This is a genomic window from Belnapia sp. AC561, assembly GCF_979252845.1.
This window is the reverse complement of record NZ_CEEDBP010000018.1, coordinates 15964-31990: the sequence shown is the minus strand read 5'-3', so window position 1 is coordinate 31990 and position 16027 is coordinate 15964. Positions and strand designations below refer to the sequence as shown.

Annotated in this window: 15 protein-coding genes; 4 read left to right on the top strand and 11 right to left on the bottom strand. The window is 70.8% G+C overall.

Annotated features, from left to right (window positions below; translation table 11 throughout):
- Entirely contained in the window at positions 1-1494 is a 1494-nt protein-coding gene (locus tag AC0IW9_RS15925; RefSeq protein WP_471649258.1) for an N-acyl-D-amino-acid deacylase family protein, read from the bottom strand.
- A 94-nt stretch (positions 1495-1588) separates the two neighbouring features.
- Between AC0IW9_RS15925 and AC0IW9_RS15920 the strand changes: the two genes are divergently transcribed.
- Both AC0IW9_RS15920 and AC0IW9_RS15915 read left to right on the top strand, forming a co-directional pair.
- The gene (locus AC0IW9_RS15920; protein WP_471649257.1) at positions 1589-3163 is read left to right on the top strand and encodes an ABC transporter substrate-binding protein; all 1575 of its coding nucleotides are present in this window, start codon (positions 1589-1591) and stop codon (positions 3161-3163) included.
- 1 nt (position 3164) lies between these two features.
- Positions 3165-4043, top strand: a complete 879-nt coding sequence (locus AC0IW9_RS15915) for a polysaccharide deacetylase family protein (RefSeq protein ID WP_471649256.1) — start codon at positions 3165-3167, stop codon at positions 4041-4043.
- Between the two features lie 9 nt (positions 4044-4052).
- Here the strand turns inward: AC0IW9_RS15915 and AC0IW9_RS15910 are convergent, their stop codons facing one another.
- From AC0IW9_RS15910 to AC0IW9_RS15865, 10 genes are all read right to left on the bottom strand, one after another.
- Positions 4053-4808 carry an SDR family NAD(P)-dependent oxidoreductase gene (locus AC0IW9_RS15910; RefSeq protein ID WP_471649255.1) on the bottom strand — a complete coding sequence of 252 codons (756 nt, stop codon included), beginning with the start codon at positions 4806-4808 and terminating at the stop codon, positions 4053-4055.
- The gene (locus AC0IW9_RS15905; RefSeq protein ID WP_471649254.1) at positions 4805-5491 is read right to left on the bottom strand and encodes an amino acid ABC transporter permease; all 687 of its coding nucleotides are present in this window, start codon (positions 5489-5491) and stop codon (positions 4805-4807) included. Before AC0IW9_RS15905 ends, AC0IW9_RS15910 begins: the two co-directional genes overlap by 4 nt.
- Positions 5491-6162, bottom strand: a complete 672-nt coding sequence (locus AC0IW9_RS15900; protein ID WP_471649253.1) for an amino acid ABC transporter permease — start codon at positions 6160-6162, stop codon at positions 5491-5493. The genes AC0IW9_RS15905 and AC0IW9_RS15900 overlap by 1 nt, the downstream gene beginning before the upstream one ends.
- Positions 6163-6169: 7 nt before the next feature.
- Positions 6170-7018: a substrate-binding periplasmic protein gene (locus tag AC0IW9_RS15895; protein WP_471649252.1), complete on the bottom strand. Its 849-nt coding sequence runs from the start codon at positions 7016-7018 to the stop codon at positions 6170-6172.
- Positions 7019-7072: 54 nt separating this feature from the next.
- Positions 7073-8074, bottom strand: a complete 1002-nt coding sequence (gene hemC, locus AC0IW9_RS15890; RefSeq protein WP_471649251.1) for a hydroxymethylbilane synthase — start codon at positions 8072-8074, stop codon at positions 7073-7075.
- 12 nt (positions 8075-8086) lie between these two features.
- The gene (locus AC0IW9_RS15885; RefSeq protein ID WP_471649250.1) at positions 8087-9265 is read right to left on the bottom strand and encodes a geranylgeranyl diphosphate reductase; all 1179 of its coding nucleotides are present in this window, start codon (positions 9263-9265) and stop codon (positions 8087-8089) included.
- A gap of 11 nt (positions 9266-9276) precedes the next feature.
- On the bottom strand, positions 9277-10581 hold the full coding sequence (locus tag AC0IW9_RS15880) for a BCD family MFS transporter (protein WP_471649249.1): 1305 nt from the start codon (positions 10579-10581) through the stop codon (positions 9277-9279).
- Positions 10578-11471 (bottom strand): chlorophyll synthase ChlG, encoded by an 894-nt coding sequence (chlG, locus tag AC0IW9_RS15875; protein WP_471649248.1) that lies wholly within the window; start codon positions 11469-11471, stop codon positions 10578-10580. The genes AC0IW9_RS15880 and chlG overlap by 4 nt, the downstream gene beginning before the upstream one ends.
- A 3-nt stretch (positions 11472-11474) precedes the next feature.
- On the bottom strand, positions 11475-12905 hold the full coding sequence (ppsR, locus tag AC0IW9_RS15870; protein WP_471649247.1) for a transcriptional regulator PpsR: 1431 nt from the start codon (positions 12903-12905) through the stop codon (positions 11475-11477).
- 62 nt (positions 12906-12967) lie between these two features.
- Positions 12968-13768: a cobalamin B12-binding domain-containing protein gene (locus AC0IW9_RS15865; protein ID WP_471649246.1), complete on the bottom strand. Its 801-nt coding sequence runs from the start codon at positions 13766-13768 to the stop codon at positions 12968-12970.
- 401 nt (positions 13769-14169) lie between these two features.
- Here AC0IW9_RS15865 and bchF point away from each other — a divergent pair, with 401 nt between their 5' ends.
- Together bchF and AC0IW9_RS15855 are read left to right on the top strand one after the other, a co-directional pair.
- Positions 14170-14748, top strand: a complete 579-nt coding sequence (gene bchF / locus AC0IW9_RS15860; RefSeq protein ID WP_471649245.1) for a 2-vinyl bacteriochlorophyllide hydratase — start codon at positions 14170-14172, stop codon at positions 14746-14748.
- The gene (locus tag AC0IW9_RS15855; RefSeq protein WP_471649244.1) at positions 14745-16025 is read left to right on the top strand and encodes a ferredoxin:protochlorophyllide reductase (ATP-dependent) subunit N; all 1281 of its coding nucleotides are present in this window, start codon (positions 14745-14747) and stop codon (positions 16023-16025) included. The genes bchF and AC0IW9_RS15855 overlap by 4 nt, the downstream gene beginning before the upstream one ends.
- Positions 16026-16027 lie beyond the last annotated feature (2 nt).

The window sequence follows — 16027 nt, the reverse complement described above, 5'->3', positions numbered from 1 at the left end:
TCAGCCCGGTGCCGGCGTCGCGGTGGAATTGTCGCGTCTGTCGCGCGCCTCGCGCCGCAGCAGCCGGCCGGAGCGTGCCTCGGTGGCGCCGCCCGCCGGGGTATAGGCGCTCTGCCCGTTCACCCAGACTTCGTGGATGCCCGTCGCCGCCTGCTTCGGCGCGGCGAAGGTGGCGCGGTCGCGCACCGTGCCGGCATCGAACAGCACCAGATCGGCGAAGCCGCCCGGCCGCAGCAGGCCGCGATCCGCCATCCCGAAGACCGCCGCCGGCCGCCCCGTCATCTTGTGGACGGCGGCTTCCAGGCTGAACAGGCCGAGGTCCCGGCTGTAATGCCCGAGCACCCGCGGGAAGGTGCCCCAGAGCCGCGGATGCGGCTGCTTCGCCAGCGGCCCGCCGTCGCTGCCGATCATCGCCAGCGGATGCGCCATGATCCGCTGCACATCCGCCTCCGCCATGCTGTGGAAGATGCCGCTGGCCGGCAGCAGCCGCGCCACCGCTGCCTCGAGGCTCAGCCCCCAGTCCGCCGCCACATCCGCCAGCATCCGCCCCGCCGTCTCCGGATGGGGGAGGGAGGTGGTGATCTGCACCGGCACGTCCGGCCGCGGCCTGCGGGCGCCGAGCGAGGTGGAGGCGGCGGTATAGGGATAGACGTCGAAGGCGACGGATTGCCGCGCCGCCGCCGCCTCGATCATCGGCAGCGTCTCGGCCGAGCGGCCATGGTTCTCCGGCATGGCGCATTTGTGGTGGCTGATGATGACCGGCACGCCCACGGCGGCGCCGATGCCGAGCGTCTCCTGGATGCTGTCCAGCACCCCATCCGCCTCGTCCCGCATATGGGTGACGTAAAGGCCCTGCTGCGCCCGCAGCGCCTCCGCCACCGCGATCACCTCACCGGTCGGCGCCTGCTTGCTGGGCGCGTAGAACAGCCCGGTGGACAGGCCGGCGGCACCCTCGGCCAGCGCCTCGGCCAGGCGGCGACGCATCGCCTCGGCCTCGCGGTCGGTCGCCGGGCGGTCGAGGTCGGCGCCCATCGCGCCCACCCGCAGCGACATGTGGCCGATCAGCGCCAGGGTATTCACCGAGGATGGTTCCTTCGCCAGCCGCTCGGCATAGGCGGCGAAGCTGTCGAAGATCCACCATTCCGGGGCGCAGACCTGGTCCAGCGGCGCCGGCGGCCGGGTCGCCATGGGCACCGGCGAGAGGCTGATGCCGCAATTGCCGACGACCACGCTGGTGACCCCCTGGGAGGTCTTGCAGACCATGCATTGCGGGCCGCAGAGCACCATCTGGTCGTCATGGGTATGGGCATCGATGAAGCCCGGCGCCAGCACGCGGCCCCCGGCCAGCACCTCCCGGTCCGCGCTGGCGCCGGAGAGGTCGCCCATCGCCACGATCCGGTCCCCGGTGACGCCGAGGTCGCCCCGCCGGCGCGGCCCGCCGCTGCCATCGACCAGGGTGGCATCGCGGATGATGAGGTCGCAGCGCAGGGCCATGGGTGCTCTCCCGGGGTGGCGCCAGAGTGGCGCGGCGCTTGCAAAGCGCCAAGGGTTGACGCGACGCTCACACCTCCGGACAGGGACGCCTCGGATGACCCAGCTCACCCGCCGCTCGTTGTTTGCCGCGCCCCTGCTGGCCACCCCGCGCCTTGCCGCCGCGCAGGGGAGCCGCGTGCTGCGCTTCGTGCCCCAGGCCGATGTCGCGGTGCTCGACCCCATCGTCACCACCGCCACCATCACCACCGTGCATGGCTATGCCGTCTACGACACGCTCTTCGCGACCCACGCCGCCTACGACGTCCGGCCGCAGATGGTCGCCGGCCATGTTGTGGAGGAGGACGGCCGCCGCTGGACCCTGACCCTGCGGGAGGGCCTGCGCTTCCACGATGGCGAGCCGGTCCGTGCCCGGGACTGCGTCGCCTCCATCCGCCGCTGGGCCAGCCGGGACAATTTCGGCGCCGACCTCATGGCCGCGACCGATGAGCTTTCCGCCCCGGACGACCGCACCATCCTGTTCCGCCTCAAGCGGCCCTTCCCGCTGCTGTCCCGTGCCCTGGGCAAGGTCACCTCCCCCATGCCGGCGATGATGCCGGAGCGGCTGGCGACCCAGGATGCCCCGCGTGGCCTGGCCGAGATCATCGGCAGCGGTCCCTGGCGCTTCGTGCCGGAGGAACGCCTCTCCGGCGCCCGCCTGGTCTATGCGAAGTTCGACGGCTACGTCCCACGCGACGAACCCGCCAGCCGCACCGCCGGCGGCAAGCGGCTGCACTTCGACCGCATGGAATGGAACGTCATCCCCGACCCGGCCACCGCCGCCGCCGCCCTGCAGCGCAACGAGGTGGACTGGGTGGAGGCCGCCGGCATCGACAGCATCCCCATGCTGCGCCGCAGCCGCGAGCTGACGGTGACGGCGGTGGATGACCGCAGCATTTGCGTCATGCGCTTCAACCACCTGCATCCGCCCTTCGACAACCCTGCCATCCGCCGCGCCCTGCTGCGTGGGGTGGAACAAAGCGACTTCATGACCGCCGGCTATGGCGAGGACCGCACCACCTGGTCCGATGGCATCGGCACCTTCCTCTCCGGCACGCCGATGGCCAGCGACGCCGGGCTGGAGCCGCTGCGCGGCCCGCGCGACATCGCCGCGGTGAAGCGCGACCTGGCCGCCGCCGGCTACCGCGGGGAGAAGGTCGTCGTCCTGCAGGCCAACGACTACCCGACCCTGCGGGCGCTCGCCGAGGTCAGCGCCGACCTGCTGCGCCGGGCCGGGATGAACGTCGACGTCGTCGCCGCCGACTGGGGCAGTGTCACCCAGCGCCGCGGCAGCCGGGAGCCGGTGGAGAAGGGCGGCTGGAGCATCTTCGTCACCGGCGTCAGCGGCCCGAGCGTGCTCGATCCCGTCTCCCACCTCGCGCTGCGGGCCAATGGCGCCGGCGCTTGGTTCGGCTGGCCGGACAGCCCGCGGCTGGAGGCGCTGCGGCTGGACTGGATGGCCGCGCCCGACCTGCCGGCGCAGCAGGCCATCGCGCGCGAGATCCAGCGGCAGGCGATGCAGGACGTGCCCTATATCCCGCTCGGCGAATATGCCCGGGTGATGGCGCATCGGCGCAATCTGGTCGATATCCAGCCGGGCCATAGCCTGTTCTGGGGTGTACGGAGGGTCTGAGATGAGCATGCAGCCGCGGGACCGCGTCCCCTATTCCGCCATCGTCGACCGGCCAGCCCTGGTGCTGCCCGGCGGCGCCCGCATCGTGGTCTGGAGCATCGTCAACCTCGAGGTCTGGGACATCGCCAGGCCGATGGCACGGCAGGTGCTGCCGGCGCCGACCGGGCAGGTGCTGCTGCCCGACGTGCCGAACTGGTCCTGGCACGAATACGGCATGCGCGTCGGCGTCTGGCGCTTCTTCAGGCTGTTCGAGAAGCTCGGCATCGCGCCCACCCTCTCGATCAACGCCCGGGTCTGCCAGGACTACGAAAGGGTGGCGCAGCAGGCGCATGACGCCGGCTGGGAGTTCATGGGCCATAGCTGGGAACAGGGGCCGATCCACAAGGAACCCGATCAGGCCGCGATGATCGCGCGGTCCATGGACGAGATCGAGCGCTTCACGGGGAAGCGCCCCGTCGGCTGGCTCGGACCCGGGCTGACCCAGACGCTGGAGACGCCGGAGCTATTGGCCGCCGCCGGCGTGCAGTACATCGGCGACTGGGTCTACGACGACGAGCCGACGACGATCCACACCGAGCGCGGCCCGCTGGTCACCCTGCCCTATACCGTCGAGCTGAACGACATCCCGATGATGCTGGTCCAGCACCACGAGAGCGACTACCTGCTGAAGCGCGCCATCGACCAATTCGACCGGCTCTACGAGGAAGGGGCGGAGCGGGCGAAGATCATGTCCATCGCCATCCACCCCTACATCTCCGGCCAGCCGCACCGGATCAAGTACCTCGAGGCCTTCTACGACCATGTGGCGAAGCACACGGGCGTGCTGCACTGGAACGGGGTGCAGCTGCTGGACTGGTACCGCGGTCAGCCGAAAGGCTGACTTCGCGCGTCAGAACGCCATCCAGCCGCCGTCCACCATCAGGTTCTCGCCGGTGACGAACATCGCGTCGTCCGAGGCGAGGAACAGCGCCGCGCCGGCTACATCCTCCGGCCGGCCGAGCCGCGGCCAGGGCGTCCGCGCCGCGGAATAGGCCAGCATCGCCGGGTCCACCGCCCGCCCGGTCTTGCCCGTCAGGATCTTGCCCGGCGCCACCGCATTGCAGACGATCCCCTGCGCCGCGTAATCCACCGCCACCTGCCGGGTGAGGTAGGCGACCCCGGCCTTCGAGGTGCCATAGGCGACATCCCCCGGCGAGGCGACCATGCCGTGCTGGGAGGAGATGTTGACGATCCGCCCGCGCACTTCGTCGCGCGGCGCCTGGCCCAGCATCTGCCGCACGGCGGCGCGGCTCATCAGGAAGCAGCCGGTCAGGTTCACCGCAAGCACCCGGTCCCACTCCTCCCGCGTGCAGTCCAGCAGCGGCTTGCCGAGGGTGATGGCGGCATCGTTGACCAGCACGTCCAGCCTTCCGTGCCGCGCCACCACCGCGGCGACCGCCGCCTCGCAATCGGCCTCGACCGAGACATCGGTCGGGATATGCTGGATGCCGAGCCACTCATGCGTCGGCTGGCCGCCTTCCCGCACCGCCGTGGTGATATCGGCGATGACCACCACCGCGCCCTCCCGCACGAAGCGCGCCGCGATGGCCCGGCCGATGCCGGAGGCGCCGCCGGTGACCAGCGCCACCTTGCCTGCTAATCTCATCGCCCGTTCCCGCTCGCCAGCAGCATCCGCCGTTCCAGCCGCGCCACCAGATGCGCGAAGGGCCAGAGCAGCACGAAATACAGCACCGCCGCGGCCATCAGCGGCGTCGGGTTGTAGGTCTGTTCCTGCGCCACCCGGGCGCTGCGCAGCAGCTCCGGCAGCGCCACCATTGCCGCGATCGAGGTCGCCTTCACCAGCTCCAGGCTGTTCGAGGCCAGCGGCGCCAGCACCGCGCGGAAGGCCTGCGGCAGCACCACCAGCAGCATCGCCCGCAGCGGCGAGAGGCCGAGCGCCGAGGCCGCCTCCCGCTGCCCATGCGGGATGCTGGCGAGGCCGGCGCGGAAGATCTCCCCGTAGTAGCCGGAGTTGTTCAGCACCAGCGCCAGCACCGTGGCGGCGAAGGCCGGCAGGGTCAGGCCAAGGAAGGGCAGGCCGTAGTAGATCAGCACCAGCAGCACCAGCACCGGGAAGGCGCGCAACAAATCGATCCAGCAGAGCAGCGCGATCCGCGCCGCCCGCCCGCCGAGGGCACAGCCCAGCCCGACCAGCAGCCCGGCGCCGAGGCCGAGCGGCAGCGCCACCGCCGCCAGCTTCACCGTCAGCCACAGGCCCTGCGCCAGCAAGGGCCAGACCTTCACCAAGCTGTCCCAGTCCGCGAAGTTGTCCAGCAGGTCCTGCCACATCAGCGCGGCACCATCCGGCCGGCCTCGACCCAGCGGGTCGCCACCACCAGCGGCAGGAACAGCACGAGGTAGAGCGCCGCCGCCAGGGTGAGCGGCGAGGGATTGGCGGCGATCGCCATCGCGCTCTGCGCCCGGCCGAGGATCTCCGACAGCGAGACCGCCGTCCCCAGCGCCGTGCCCTTGGTGATGGCAATGGCCCGGTTGGTCAGCAGCGGCAGCGCCAGCCGGATCGCCTGCGGCAGGATCAGCCGGAAGAAGACCACCGGAAACCGCAGCCCCAGCGCATAGCCGGCATCCCATTGCCCCCGCGGCAGTGCCTGGATCGAACTGCGGAAGATCTCCGCCGCGAAGGCCGAGAGCACCGCCCCCAGCGCCCCGACGGTCGCCCAGAAGGGCGATAGCGTGAGGCCCGCATAGGGCAGGCCGAAATACAGCACGATGATGACGGCCAGCTGCGGCAGGGTGCGGAAGACCTCGATCCACACCACGACCGCCTGCCGCAGCACCGGTACCCGCGCCGCCAGCGCCACCGCCATGGCAAGCCCCAGGCCGATCCCCAGCGCCACGGTCGCCACCGCCGCCGCCAGGGTCACCCAGAGCCCTGCCGCGATCTCCGGCCCGTAAGTCCTGAGGATGTCGAGGTTGAAGTAGTACTCGCCGAGCCGGTCCATGCCGCGCTCAGTTGCAGCGCGGCGTGTGCGGCGTCTCCTCGAAGCCGGGCAGGCCAGGCGGGCCGAAGCCGGGGAAGACCTGAGTCAGCGAGGACCCGGCATCCGCCGGCGCGCCGTACCACTTCTCGTGCAGCCGGCCGAGGAAGCCGTCGAGCTTCATGCACTCGATCACCTCCTCCACCCGGTTGCGGTACTCGCGGCTTTCCGGCCGGAAGGCGATGCCGAAATTGCGGCCGGTGTAGTCCTTGAAGGCGACCTGGATCTGCCGGTTCTGGCTGGCGGCATAGACCGTGGTCGGGATCTCGTTGATGGCGGCGAAGGCGCGGCGGGTCAGCACCGCCTGCACGCTATCGGGGAAGGTGTCGTAGCGCTGCACCTCGAAGCCGTATTTCTCGGCGTTCGCCGTTGCCCAGGCATCGCTGATGGTGCCGCGGTTGACCGCGATGGCCTTGCCCTTCAGGTCCTCCAGCTTCGCCAGCGTATCCGCCCGGCGGGTGACGAAGCCGTTGCCAGTCGCGAAGAAGGGCTCGGTATAGAGCATGCGCTGGGCACGCTCCTCGGTGATGTTCAGCGGGTTGGCGGTGAATTCGAACCGCTTGGCGAACAGCGCCGCGAACAGGCCGGAGAAATTGACGTCGACGATCTCGACCCCCGGCCGGCCCAGCCGCCTGGCGATCTCGGTCACCAGGTCGACGCCGAAGCCCTCGGGCCCGGCGGCGCCGCGCACCATCCAGGGCGCCACGCCGAAGTCCGAGCCGACGACCAGCGGCTTCGCCGCCGGATGGTCAGCCTCCTGCGCCGGCGCCTGGAAGGCGAGCAGCAAAACGGGGGCAGCCAGCAACAGGCGTCTCAGCACGCGATCTCTCCACCATCCAGCGAGGCGCCAGACTCGGGAGGACGACGGGCCGCGTCAAGCCAGGATGTCGGCCGGTGCCTCCCGCCGCAGCCGGTCGCCGAGCTCCCGCCCCAACCGCGCCGCATCGGCGGCCGGTCCCTCCGCGGTCTCGCGCAGCAGGAAGCTGCCATCTGCCCGGGCCACCAGCCCGGTGAGATGCACGGTATTGCCCGGCCGCAGCTGCGCATAGGCGCCGATCGGCGTCCGGCAGGACCCGTCCAGCGCGCCGAGCAGGGCGCGTTCGGCGGTCGCCACGATCCGCGCCTCGCGATCCTCGATGGCGCCGAGCAGCTCATGCAGCTCGACATCCGTCGCCCGCACCGTGACGCCGACGATGCCCTGGCCGGCGGCCGGCACCATGGCGCCGGCGTCCAGCACCACCCCCGCCTCGCGCTCCAGCCCCATCCGCTTCAGCCCGGCCAGGGCCAGGAAGCTCGCGGCGAAATCGCCGTTGCGGACCTTGCCGAGCCGGGTCTGGACGTTGCCGCGGATGATCTCGCAGCGCAGGTCGGGCCGCACCGCCAGGATCTGCGACTGCCGGCGGACCGAGGCGGTGCCGATCAGCGCCCCCTGCGGGATGCAGGCCAGCGGGTCCCGCCGGTCCGGCGCGCCGCAGACCGGGCCGAGGATGATCGCATCGCGCGGATCCTCCCGCTTCAGCAGGCAGGCGAGCACGATGCCGGGCGGCAGCTCGGTCTCCAGGTCCTTCAGGCTATGGACCGCGAAATCCACCTGGCCGTCCAGCAGCGCCTCGTGGATTTCCTTGGCGAAGAGCCCCTTGCCGCCGATGTCGGCCAGGCGCTTGTCCTGCACCCGGTCGCCCTCGGTGCTGATGACATGTTCCTCGAAGGCCTCGGCATTCCGCAGCACCGGGCAGAAGCCGCTGATGATCGAGAGGAAATGCCGCGTCTGCCACAGCGCCAGCGGCGAGCCGCGGGTGCCGACCTTCAGCGGCAGGGTCTGGCCACGGGCATGGCGCGGGGCGGTGGGCGTATCGAGGGTCCGCAAGCGACTCATGGTTCTTGTCCTTCAGGCGCGTGCGAAGCCGAAAAGATGGGCGAGATCCTTGAAGAAAATCCGAACATGGGCGAGGGGATCCTGCCGGACCAGCTCCTTGTTCATGTAGGATTCCCACGTCAGCCGCTGGACATCCTTGTCCTCGCAGATCTTGACGAATTTCTCCCGGCGCTTGTCCGAGGAGTACCAGAAGTACTGCATGATCCCGAGGATCCAGAAGACCCGGCCATGCGCCTTCATGAAGCGCTTGCGCGCCAGCTTCAGCGCCGCCGGATTGCCGGAGGCGAGGAAGGCTTCCGCCGCCTCCGCCGCCAGCCGGCCGCCGAGCATGGCGTAGTAGATGCCCTCGCCCGAGGCCGGCGCGACCACGCCGGAGGCATCGCCCGCCAGCACCACGTCGCGGCCGTTGTCCCAGCGCTTGGCCGGCTTCATCGGGATCGGCGCACCCTCGCGCCGGATGGTCCGCGCGCCCTCGAGCCCCGTCGTCTTCCGCAATTCGCCGACCGAGCCACGCAGCGAGAAGCCCTTGTGCGCCGACCCGGTGCCGATGCTGGTGGTATCCCCGTGCGGGAAGATCCAGGAATAGAAATCCGGCGAATGCTTGCCCTGGTAAAAGACGTCGCAGCGCTTGGCGTCGAACTTGCCGGCGCCATCGGCCGGGGATTCGATGATCTCGTGATAGGCGAAGACGCAGGGCACCTTGGCGGCTTCCGGCACTTCCTGCTTCGCCACCTTGGACTTCGCCCCATCGGCGCCGATCACGCTGCGCGCCCGGACCCGCACCTCGGTGCCGTCCTTGCCGCTATAGGCGACGATGGCGGTGCCGTCCGCATCGCGGTCGATCCGCTCGAAGCTGCCGGTCCGCCGCGCCGCGCCGCTCCCGGCTGCGCGCTCCCGCAGGAACTCGTCGAAATGCTCGCGGTCCACCATGCCGACGAAGCCGCCGTCGATCGGCATGTCCACTTCCTTGTCGGTGGGCGAGATCATCCGCGCCGCATTCACCCGGGCGACGATGATGCGGTCCGGGATGTCGAAGTCCCGCACCAGCCGCGGCGGGATGGCGCCGCCGCAGGGCTTGATGCGGCCCGCCTTGTCCAGCAGCAGCACCTGCCGCCCCTGCCGAGCCAGGTCATGCGCCGCCGTCGCACCGGATGGGCCACCGCCCACGACCACGACATCGAAGGTTTCCATCGCGCCCTCCCTCAGTTGCGTGTTGCGGCAAGAGTGCCGAGGGGCAGCCGCGGCACCGGCACCCGGCCGATCCGCGCCGCCAGCAGGCCCGAGGCGACGAAGAGGGCCCCCTCGGCAAAGAACACCGCGCCATAGGCCGCGGCCGGAGAGGCAATCAGGCTGCGCGCCAGGTCGCTCGCCATCGAGCCCGCCAGCCCGCCAACGCCGAAGGCCACCGCCTGCGCCGCACCCCAGAGGCCCATGCGCATGCCCTCGCGCCCGCTGCGGCCCTGGCCGGCGAGTTGCATCATCGTGCCGATGGCCGCCGCGGCGAAGGCGCCGTTGGCGACGCCGAGCGCCACATAGGACGCCGCCAGCGGCCAGCCCCGGCCGACGAAGCCCGAGCCCGCCAGCGCGAACAAGGCCAACGCGGAAGCCGCGCAGCCTCCAATCGCCCAGGCCTTCAGCCCGCCAAGGCGCCCTGCCGCCAGCGCCACCAGGATCATCCCGGCGAAGACGCCGCCATGCTGCGCCGAGGCCAGCTTCGTCGTCTCGCCCAGGCTCAACCCAAAGACCACGCCGCCGAAGGGCTCGAGGATCAGGTCCTGCGCGCTGTAGGCGAGCATCGAGACGAAGACGAAGACGGTGAACTGCCGCGCCTGCGGCTCGTCCCAGATCTCGCCCAGTGCGGCACGGAAGCCGCCGCGCGGCGACGGGGCAGGGGCGGCGACCGGTGCCCCCTCCATCCGCCACACCGCCAGCAGGGTCACCAGCATCGCCAGCGCCGAGACGGTGGCCGTGACGGCGACCAGCCGGGCCGGGGAGAAGGGATCGAGGAAGCGCCCGGCCACCGCCGTGGTGACGATGAAGCCGAATATCATCATCAGCCAAACGATGGTCGCCGCCGCCGCCCGCCGCGCCGGCGCCACCCGCGTCGCCAGCAGCGCCAGCAAGGATGTGCCGGCCGCGCCCACGCCGAGGCCGATCAGCAGGAAGGAGACCACCGCCAGCGCCAGCCCGGCGAGGCGCATCTCCGCCATCAGTCCGGTCGCCACCGCGGCGCCGAGGCCACCCGTCGCCAGCACCGCCATGCCGCCGAGGATCCAGGGCGTCCGCCGCCCGCCCATGTCCGAGCCATAGCCCATCGCCGGCCGCATGAGCTGCACCGCGTAGTGCAGCGCCACCAGCAGGCCGGGGATGGTCGCCGGCAGGCCGAGCTCCACCACCATCACCCGGTTGATCGCCGAGGTCGTCAGCACGACGATGGCGCCGAGCGAGGTCTGTACCAGCCCCAGCCGCAGGATGCCGAGCCAGCCCATGCCCGCGCCGTTGCTCATGGCAGCACCACCGGCCGCAGCGCGAAGGCGGTGACCAGCATGCCGAGCACATACAGGGTCGTGCCGGTGCCGTTGTACCAGGGCGCCTTGCCGCGCGGGTCGGCCAGCAGCTTCTGCATCAGCACCAGCTGCACCGCGAGCAGCGCCGCGATGGCCGCGGCATGGATGGGCCGCCCCCAGGCAAACAGCAGCGCCACCACCGCCACCTGCGGCACCGCCATCACCCCGCAGGCCACCTGCGCCGCGCGCTCCACGCCGAGCTTCACCGGTAGCGAGCCGATGCCCATGCGCTGGTCGCCCTCGACCGACTTGAAGTCGTTCAGCGTCATGATCCCATGCGCGCCGAGGCTGTAGAGCGCCGCGACCAGCAGGATCGCCGCATCGGGCGCCATCGCGCTCATCACCGCGGCGCCGGTGATCCAGGGCAGCCCCTCGTAGCAGGCGGCGCAGGCGGTATTGCCCCACCAGCCGTTCTGCTTCAGCCGGATGGGCGGCGCGCTATAGGCCCAGGCCAGCGCCAGCCCGACCACCGTGGCGAGGAAGCCCCAGGTGCCGAGCAGCGTCGCCACCAGCAGCGACAGCACGGTCCAGCCGATGGCGATATAGAGCCCCCACTTGCCCGGAATCCGCCCCGAGGGGATCGGCCGGTTCGGTTCGTTGATGGCGTCCACATGCCGGTCGTACCAGTCGTTGATCGCCTGGCTGGTGCCGCAGACCAGCGGCCCGGTCAGCAGCAGCCCGGCGACGATCAGCGTCCAGCGCCCGTTGCCGCCGAGGCCGGAGGACACCACCCCGCAGGAAAACGCCCACATCGGCGCGAACCAGGTGATCGGCTTCAGCAGCTCGAGGCATGCCGAGAATTCCAGTCGCCGGGGCGCCGCGTGGTCCATGCTCTATCCCGCCTCACCATTCTCGGCCGGGAGGTCGCCCAGCCCGTAGCGCCGCAACTTCACGTAGAGGCTCTGCCGGCTCAGCCCCAGCATCTCCGCCGCCGAAGCCCGGTTGTCTCCGGTCAGCTCCAGCGCCGCCTCGATGCAGAGCCGCTCGATCACATCCGTCGCCTCCCGCACCAGATCCTTCAGCGGGACCTGGCCGATCAGTTCGGTGAGCTGCTCGACCGAGCGCGGCTGCTTCACCCCGATGCGGGGCGGCGGCGCCACCCGCGTGCCAATGTCGCGGATGGCGAAGCCGAAGCAGGGGCCGACGCCATTCATCACCGAAACGGCGGAAATCTCGACATCGACCGTCGCGCCGTATTCCCCGCGCATGGTGGTGGCGAACAGCCGCACCGGCCCGCGCTGCCGCAGGTTGGCGGTCAGCACCTCCATCTCGACGCCGGGCTGGCCCAGCCAGCGCTCGAGCTGCTCGCCCACCGCCTGCTCCTCGGCGGCGAGCTGCGTCATCTCGAGGAAGGCGGCATTGGCGGTCAGCACCCGGCCGTCCTGACCGGTGACGACGAAGGCATCCGGCACGCTCTCGATCAGCTTCAGCAGCTTCGACTTGGCCTTGGGCAGCACGATCGCCCCGGCCTCGCCCTGCGGATAGGTCAGCCGCACCAGCACCAGGCTGGCATTCTCCTGCCGGAAGGGCGTGGCGGAGATCAGCACCTCCCGCTCGTCCTCGGCCAGCAGCGCCCGGACGTCGTCGGCCCGCCCGGTCGCCCGGACGCTGGAGAGCAGCTGGTCGATCGGCCCCAGGCCCTCGGCGGCGAACATCTCGAGGAAGCTCCGCGCCGTGCCGCGCTTGCCGCCGCGGCCGAGCAACTGGTCGGCGGCCCGGTTGGCTTCCAGCACCTTGTGCGAGCCGCTTTCCAGGATCAGCACCGGTTCGGTCCAGAGCTGGAACAGCATGCGGTAGCGCGTCTCGGCGTTGCGCAGCCGGGCGTAGTCCCGGTCGATGGATTGCTGAGCCTCGACCAGCCGCTGCTGCAGCGCCGAGAGCGGCCGCAGGTCCCGGCCGAAGGCCACCGTCCGTCCGCCATCGCCCAGCCGGACGGTGGAGAAGAGGATCGGCACCGAGGTGCCGCGCAGGGCGCCCTGGTTGATGTGCCGCCAGCGCGGCAGCGCCCGGTCGGCAACGTCCTGCAGCATGGCGATGACCTTCGGACGGCTGTCCTCCGCCACCGTGTCCACCCAGGGACGCCCGAGCCAGCTCTCCTGGCCCTCCATCTCCTGGGCGAGTTCCTCGCTGTTGAAGGCAGCATCCCGGATCACGCCCGCCTCATCGATGATGAGTGCGACATCCGCCGCGGCGGAGATCAGGACCGCTGCGGCTTCCGCATCCAGATTGCCCAGCGATGTCTTCGGGGCTTTGAACGCCTGCACGGGTGGCATATTCCTTCACTGAAGAGGGCCAAATACCTCCCTTTTTTAGACCTGACACTGCCTCAGTCGCCCTGGGCCAACAAGCGCAGCAGCCGCTCGGCCTGGACCGGCGCCTGGCGTGCATCCGTCGCGGTGGCATCGGCCCCCACCAGGGCCACGTATTCCGGGTGCTCGGCGAAGGCCGGGCCGCCGACCATCACCCCGACCGAACGGTTGCGGGAGGCCCGGCGCAGCTTGCGGATGGCCGTCGCCAGCGTATCCATCCGGTTCGTCGCGCTGGTCGAGATGCCGACCACCGCATAGCTTTCCCGTCGAACCAGGGCGCAAAGCTCCTCCACCGAGCGCAGCGGCGAGACATGCGCCTGCCAGCCGGCGCGGCGGAAGAAGCTCGCCACCATGTCGAGCCCGAAGACATGCTGTTCGCCCGGCAGCGGCACCATCAGCACCTTATGCGCTTCGGAGCGCAGCCGGGCCTCGCCCCCGGCGACCAGCCTCGGCGCGAGATCGTGCTGCATGCGCCGCAGGTGCATCGTGCCCAGGGTGACCGTGGCGAAGTCGCAGCGATCGCTGGCCCACCAGGCGCCGAGCAGCCGCGCACTCGGCGCCAGCAGATCGAGGAAGATCTGTTCCATCGCCGTGCCGGCCTGGCCCAGCGCCTCGACATAGGCCCGGGCGCCGGCGACGTCGTGCCGCACCAGCAGGGTGCTCAGCGCCTCGACATCGGCGGCATCCGGCACCGTCTCGGCCGGCATCTCCACCACCGGCGCCGCATGCGCGAGGCGCAGGCGGGGAATCACCTCGGCTGCGACGGCGGCGCTGAAATGCGCCGGCACGCTGCGCGGCGCGGCGACCGCGCCGGGCAACCAGAGGGAAGGAGTTGGCGTCCGGGGCTCGGTATCCGGCCGCTGGAGCAGCGTGACGGATCCATCAGGGAGTTCCGCGGCGCGGTCCCTGCGATCCAGTGAACGGGCGGTTCGTCCCATTGTGGCCATCGGCTGTCTCCCGCCGATGGTTATCGTCTCCGCTCCGGATCGCTGTCAATCTGTCTTTACGTCAATCGAGCTTGACACCTTGAAGCGGGGCGCCTTAGCCTTCGATCCACTGAGAACGTCACGCATGGGGAGGCAGGCTGGCCGGGTAAAAGGCAAATGCAGCGCGGCAATCCCTGGCGGGACTGCGGCGTGCAAGGGCCCACCGCCACAGGCCAGTTCGTCAGCGGACCTTCTGGACAGAGGGTTGTCAAGCAATGTTTACACCTGGCTTCATGGCCCGAATCATCGATTCCATCGATGGCAGCCCTTGGGGAACCGTCTCCGGCCGCCACGTTCGGCATGCCGAGGACAATCGCTCGCGCCAGCCGCTCTATACGCCGGAGGAACGCCTGCGCCGCGACGGCACCACGTGGACGCTGGTCCAGGGCATCCTCGCGCCGCTGCAGTTCCTGGTCTTCCTCATCAGCGTCAGCCTGGTGCTGCGCTACCTCGCCACCGGCGAGGGCTATGCGGAGGCGACCGTCTCCATCGTCGTCAAGACGCTGCTGCTCTACGGCATCATGATCACCGGCTGCATCTGGGAGAAGGTGGTCTTCGGCAAATACCTCTTCGCCCGCGCCTTCTTCTGGGAAGACGTCTTCAGCATGCTGGTGCTGGCGCTGCACACCGCCTACCTGCTGTCGCTGGCGACCGGCTTCGGCGATGCCCGCTTCCTGATGTTCCTCGCACTCGCCGCCTATGCCTCCTACGTCGTCAACGCCACGCAGTTCATCATGAAGCTGCGCGCCGCCCGCCGCGACGAGGCCGGCTGGCGCGGCGCCGACCACGGCGCCCTGGGCTTCTCCAAATGAGCGCGGCGCTGCTCGCCCCGCCGGCCAAGGACATCGGCTGCGCCGAGGCCCCGGTCCTGCGGGAGCGCGGGCAGCGCGAGGTCTTCTGCGGCCTCACCGGCATCATCTGGCTGCACCGCAAGATCCAGGACGCCTTCTTCCTCATCGTCGGCAGCCGCACCTGCGCCCACCTGATGCAATCCGCCGCCGGCGTGATGATCTTCGCCGAGCCGCGCTTCGCCACCGCCATCATCGACGAGCGCGACCTCGCCGGCTTGGCCGATGCGAATGAGGAGCTGGACCGCGTCGTCGCCCAGCTGCTCTCGCGCCGCCCCGACATCAAGCTGCTCTTCCTGGTCGGCTCCTGCCCGTCCGAGGTCATCAAGCTCGACCTCTCCCGCGCCGCGCAGCGGCTGAACGTCACCCATGCCCCCGGCGTCCGCGTGCTGAACTACTCCGGCAGCGGCATCGAGACGACCTTCACCCAGGGCGAGGACGCCTGCCTCGCCGCCCTGGTGCCGGAGATGCCGGCGACGACGGCGCAATCCCTGCTTGTCGTCGGCGCGCTCGCCGAGGTGGTCGAGGACCAGATGCGCCGGCTCTTCGAGGCGCTCGGCATCGGCCCCGTCACCTTCCTGCCGCCGCGCCGCGCCGCGGACCTGCCCGGCGTCGGCCGCAACACCCGCATGCTGCTGGCCCAGCCCTTCCTGGCCGAGACCGCCCGGCTGCTCGAGGCCCGCGGCGCGCAACGCCTCGCCGCGCCCTTCCCGCTGGGCGCCGAGGGCACCACCGCCTGGCTGCAGGCCGCCGCCACCGCCTGGGGCGTCGCGCCCGCCCTGTTCCGCAGCGTCACTGCCGCCGGCGAGGCCCGCGCCGCGGTCGCCCTCGCCCGCCACCGTGACCAGCTCGCCGGCAAGCGGATCTTCTTCTTCCCCGACAGCCAGCTCGAGATCCCGCTCGCCCGCTTCCTGGCGCGCGAGCTCGGCATGGTCCCGGTCGAGGTCGGCACGCCCTACCTGCATCGCCAGCACCTCGCCGAGGAACTCGCCCTGCTGCCCGCCGGCACCCGGCTCAGCGAGGGCCAGCACGTCGACCGCCAGCTCGACCGCTGCCGCGAGGCGCGGCCCGACCTCGTGGTCTGCGGCCTCGGCCTCGCCAATCCGCTGGAGGCGGAGGGCTTCGCCACCAAGTGGTCCATCGAGCTGGTCTTCACCCCGATCCAGGGCTACGACCAGGCCGGTGACCTGGCGGAGCTGTTTGCCCGCCCGCTGGTGCGTCGCACCCGGCTGATGGTCTAGCG

Coding starts and splice junctions, on each gene's coding strand:
- AC0IW9_RS15880 (WP_471649249.1), bottom strand. CDS start 10,581: ATGAGCAACGGCGCGGGCATGGGCTGGCTCGGCATCCTGCGGCTGGGG.
- chlG (WP_471649248.1), bottom strand. CDS start 11,471: ATGGACCACGCGGCGCCCCGGCGACTGGAATTCTCGGCATGCCTCGAG.
- AC0IW9_RS15915 (WP_471649256.1), top strand. CDS start 3,165: ATGAGCATGCAGCCGCGGGACCGCGTCCCCTATTCCGCCATCGTCGAC.
- AC0IW9_RS15910 (WP_471649255.1), bottom strand. CDS start 4,808: ATGAGATTAGCAGGCAAGGTGGCGCTGGTCACCGGCGGCGCCTCCGGC.
- AC0IW9_RS15925 (WP_471649258.1), bottom strand. CDS start 1,494: ATGGCCCTGCGCTGCGACCTCATCATCCGCGATGCCACCCTGGTCGAT.
- AC0IW9_RS15900 (WP_471649253.1), bottom strand. CDS start 6,162: ATGGACCGGCTCGGCGAGTACTACTTCAACCTCGACATCCTCAGGACT.
- hemC (WP_471649251.1), bottom strand. CDS start 8,074: ATGAGTCGCTTGCGGACCCTCGATACGCCCACCGCCCCGCGCCATGCC.
- bchF (WP_471649245.1), top strand. CDS start 14,170: ATGGCCCGAATCATCGATTCCATCGATGGCAGCCCTTGGGGAACCGTC.
- AC0IW9_RS15905 (WP_471649254.1), bottom strand. CDS start 5,491: ATGTGGCAGGACCTGCTGGACAACTTCGCGGACTGGGACAGCTTGGTG.
- AC0IW9_RS15855 (WP_471649244.1), top strand. CDS start 14,745: ATGAGCGCGGCGCTGCTCGCCCCGCCGGCCAAGGACATCGGCTGCGCC.
- AC0IW9_RS15885 (WP_471649250.1), bottom strand. CDS start 9,265: ATGGAAACCTTCGATGTCGTGGTCGTGGGCGGTGGCCCATCCGGTGCG.
- AC0IW9_RS15920 (WP_471649257.1), top strand. CDS start 1,589: ATGACCCAGCTCACCCGCCGCTCGTTGTTTGCCGCGCCCCTGCTGGCC.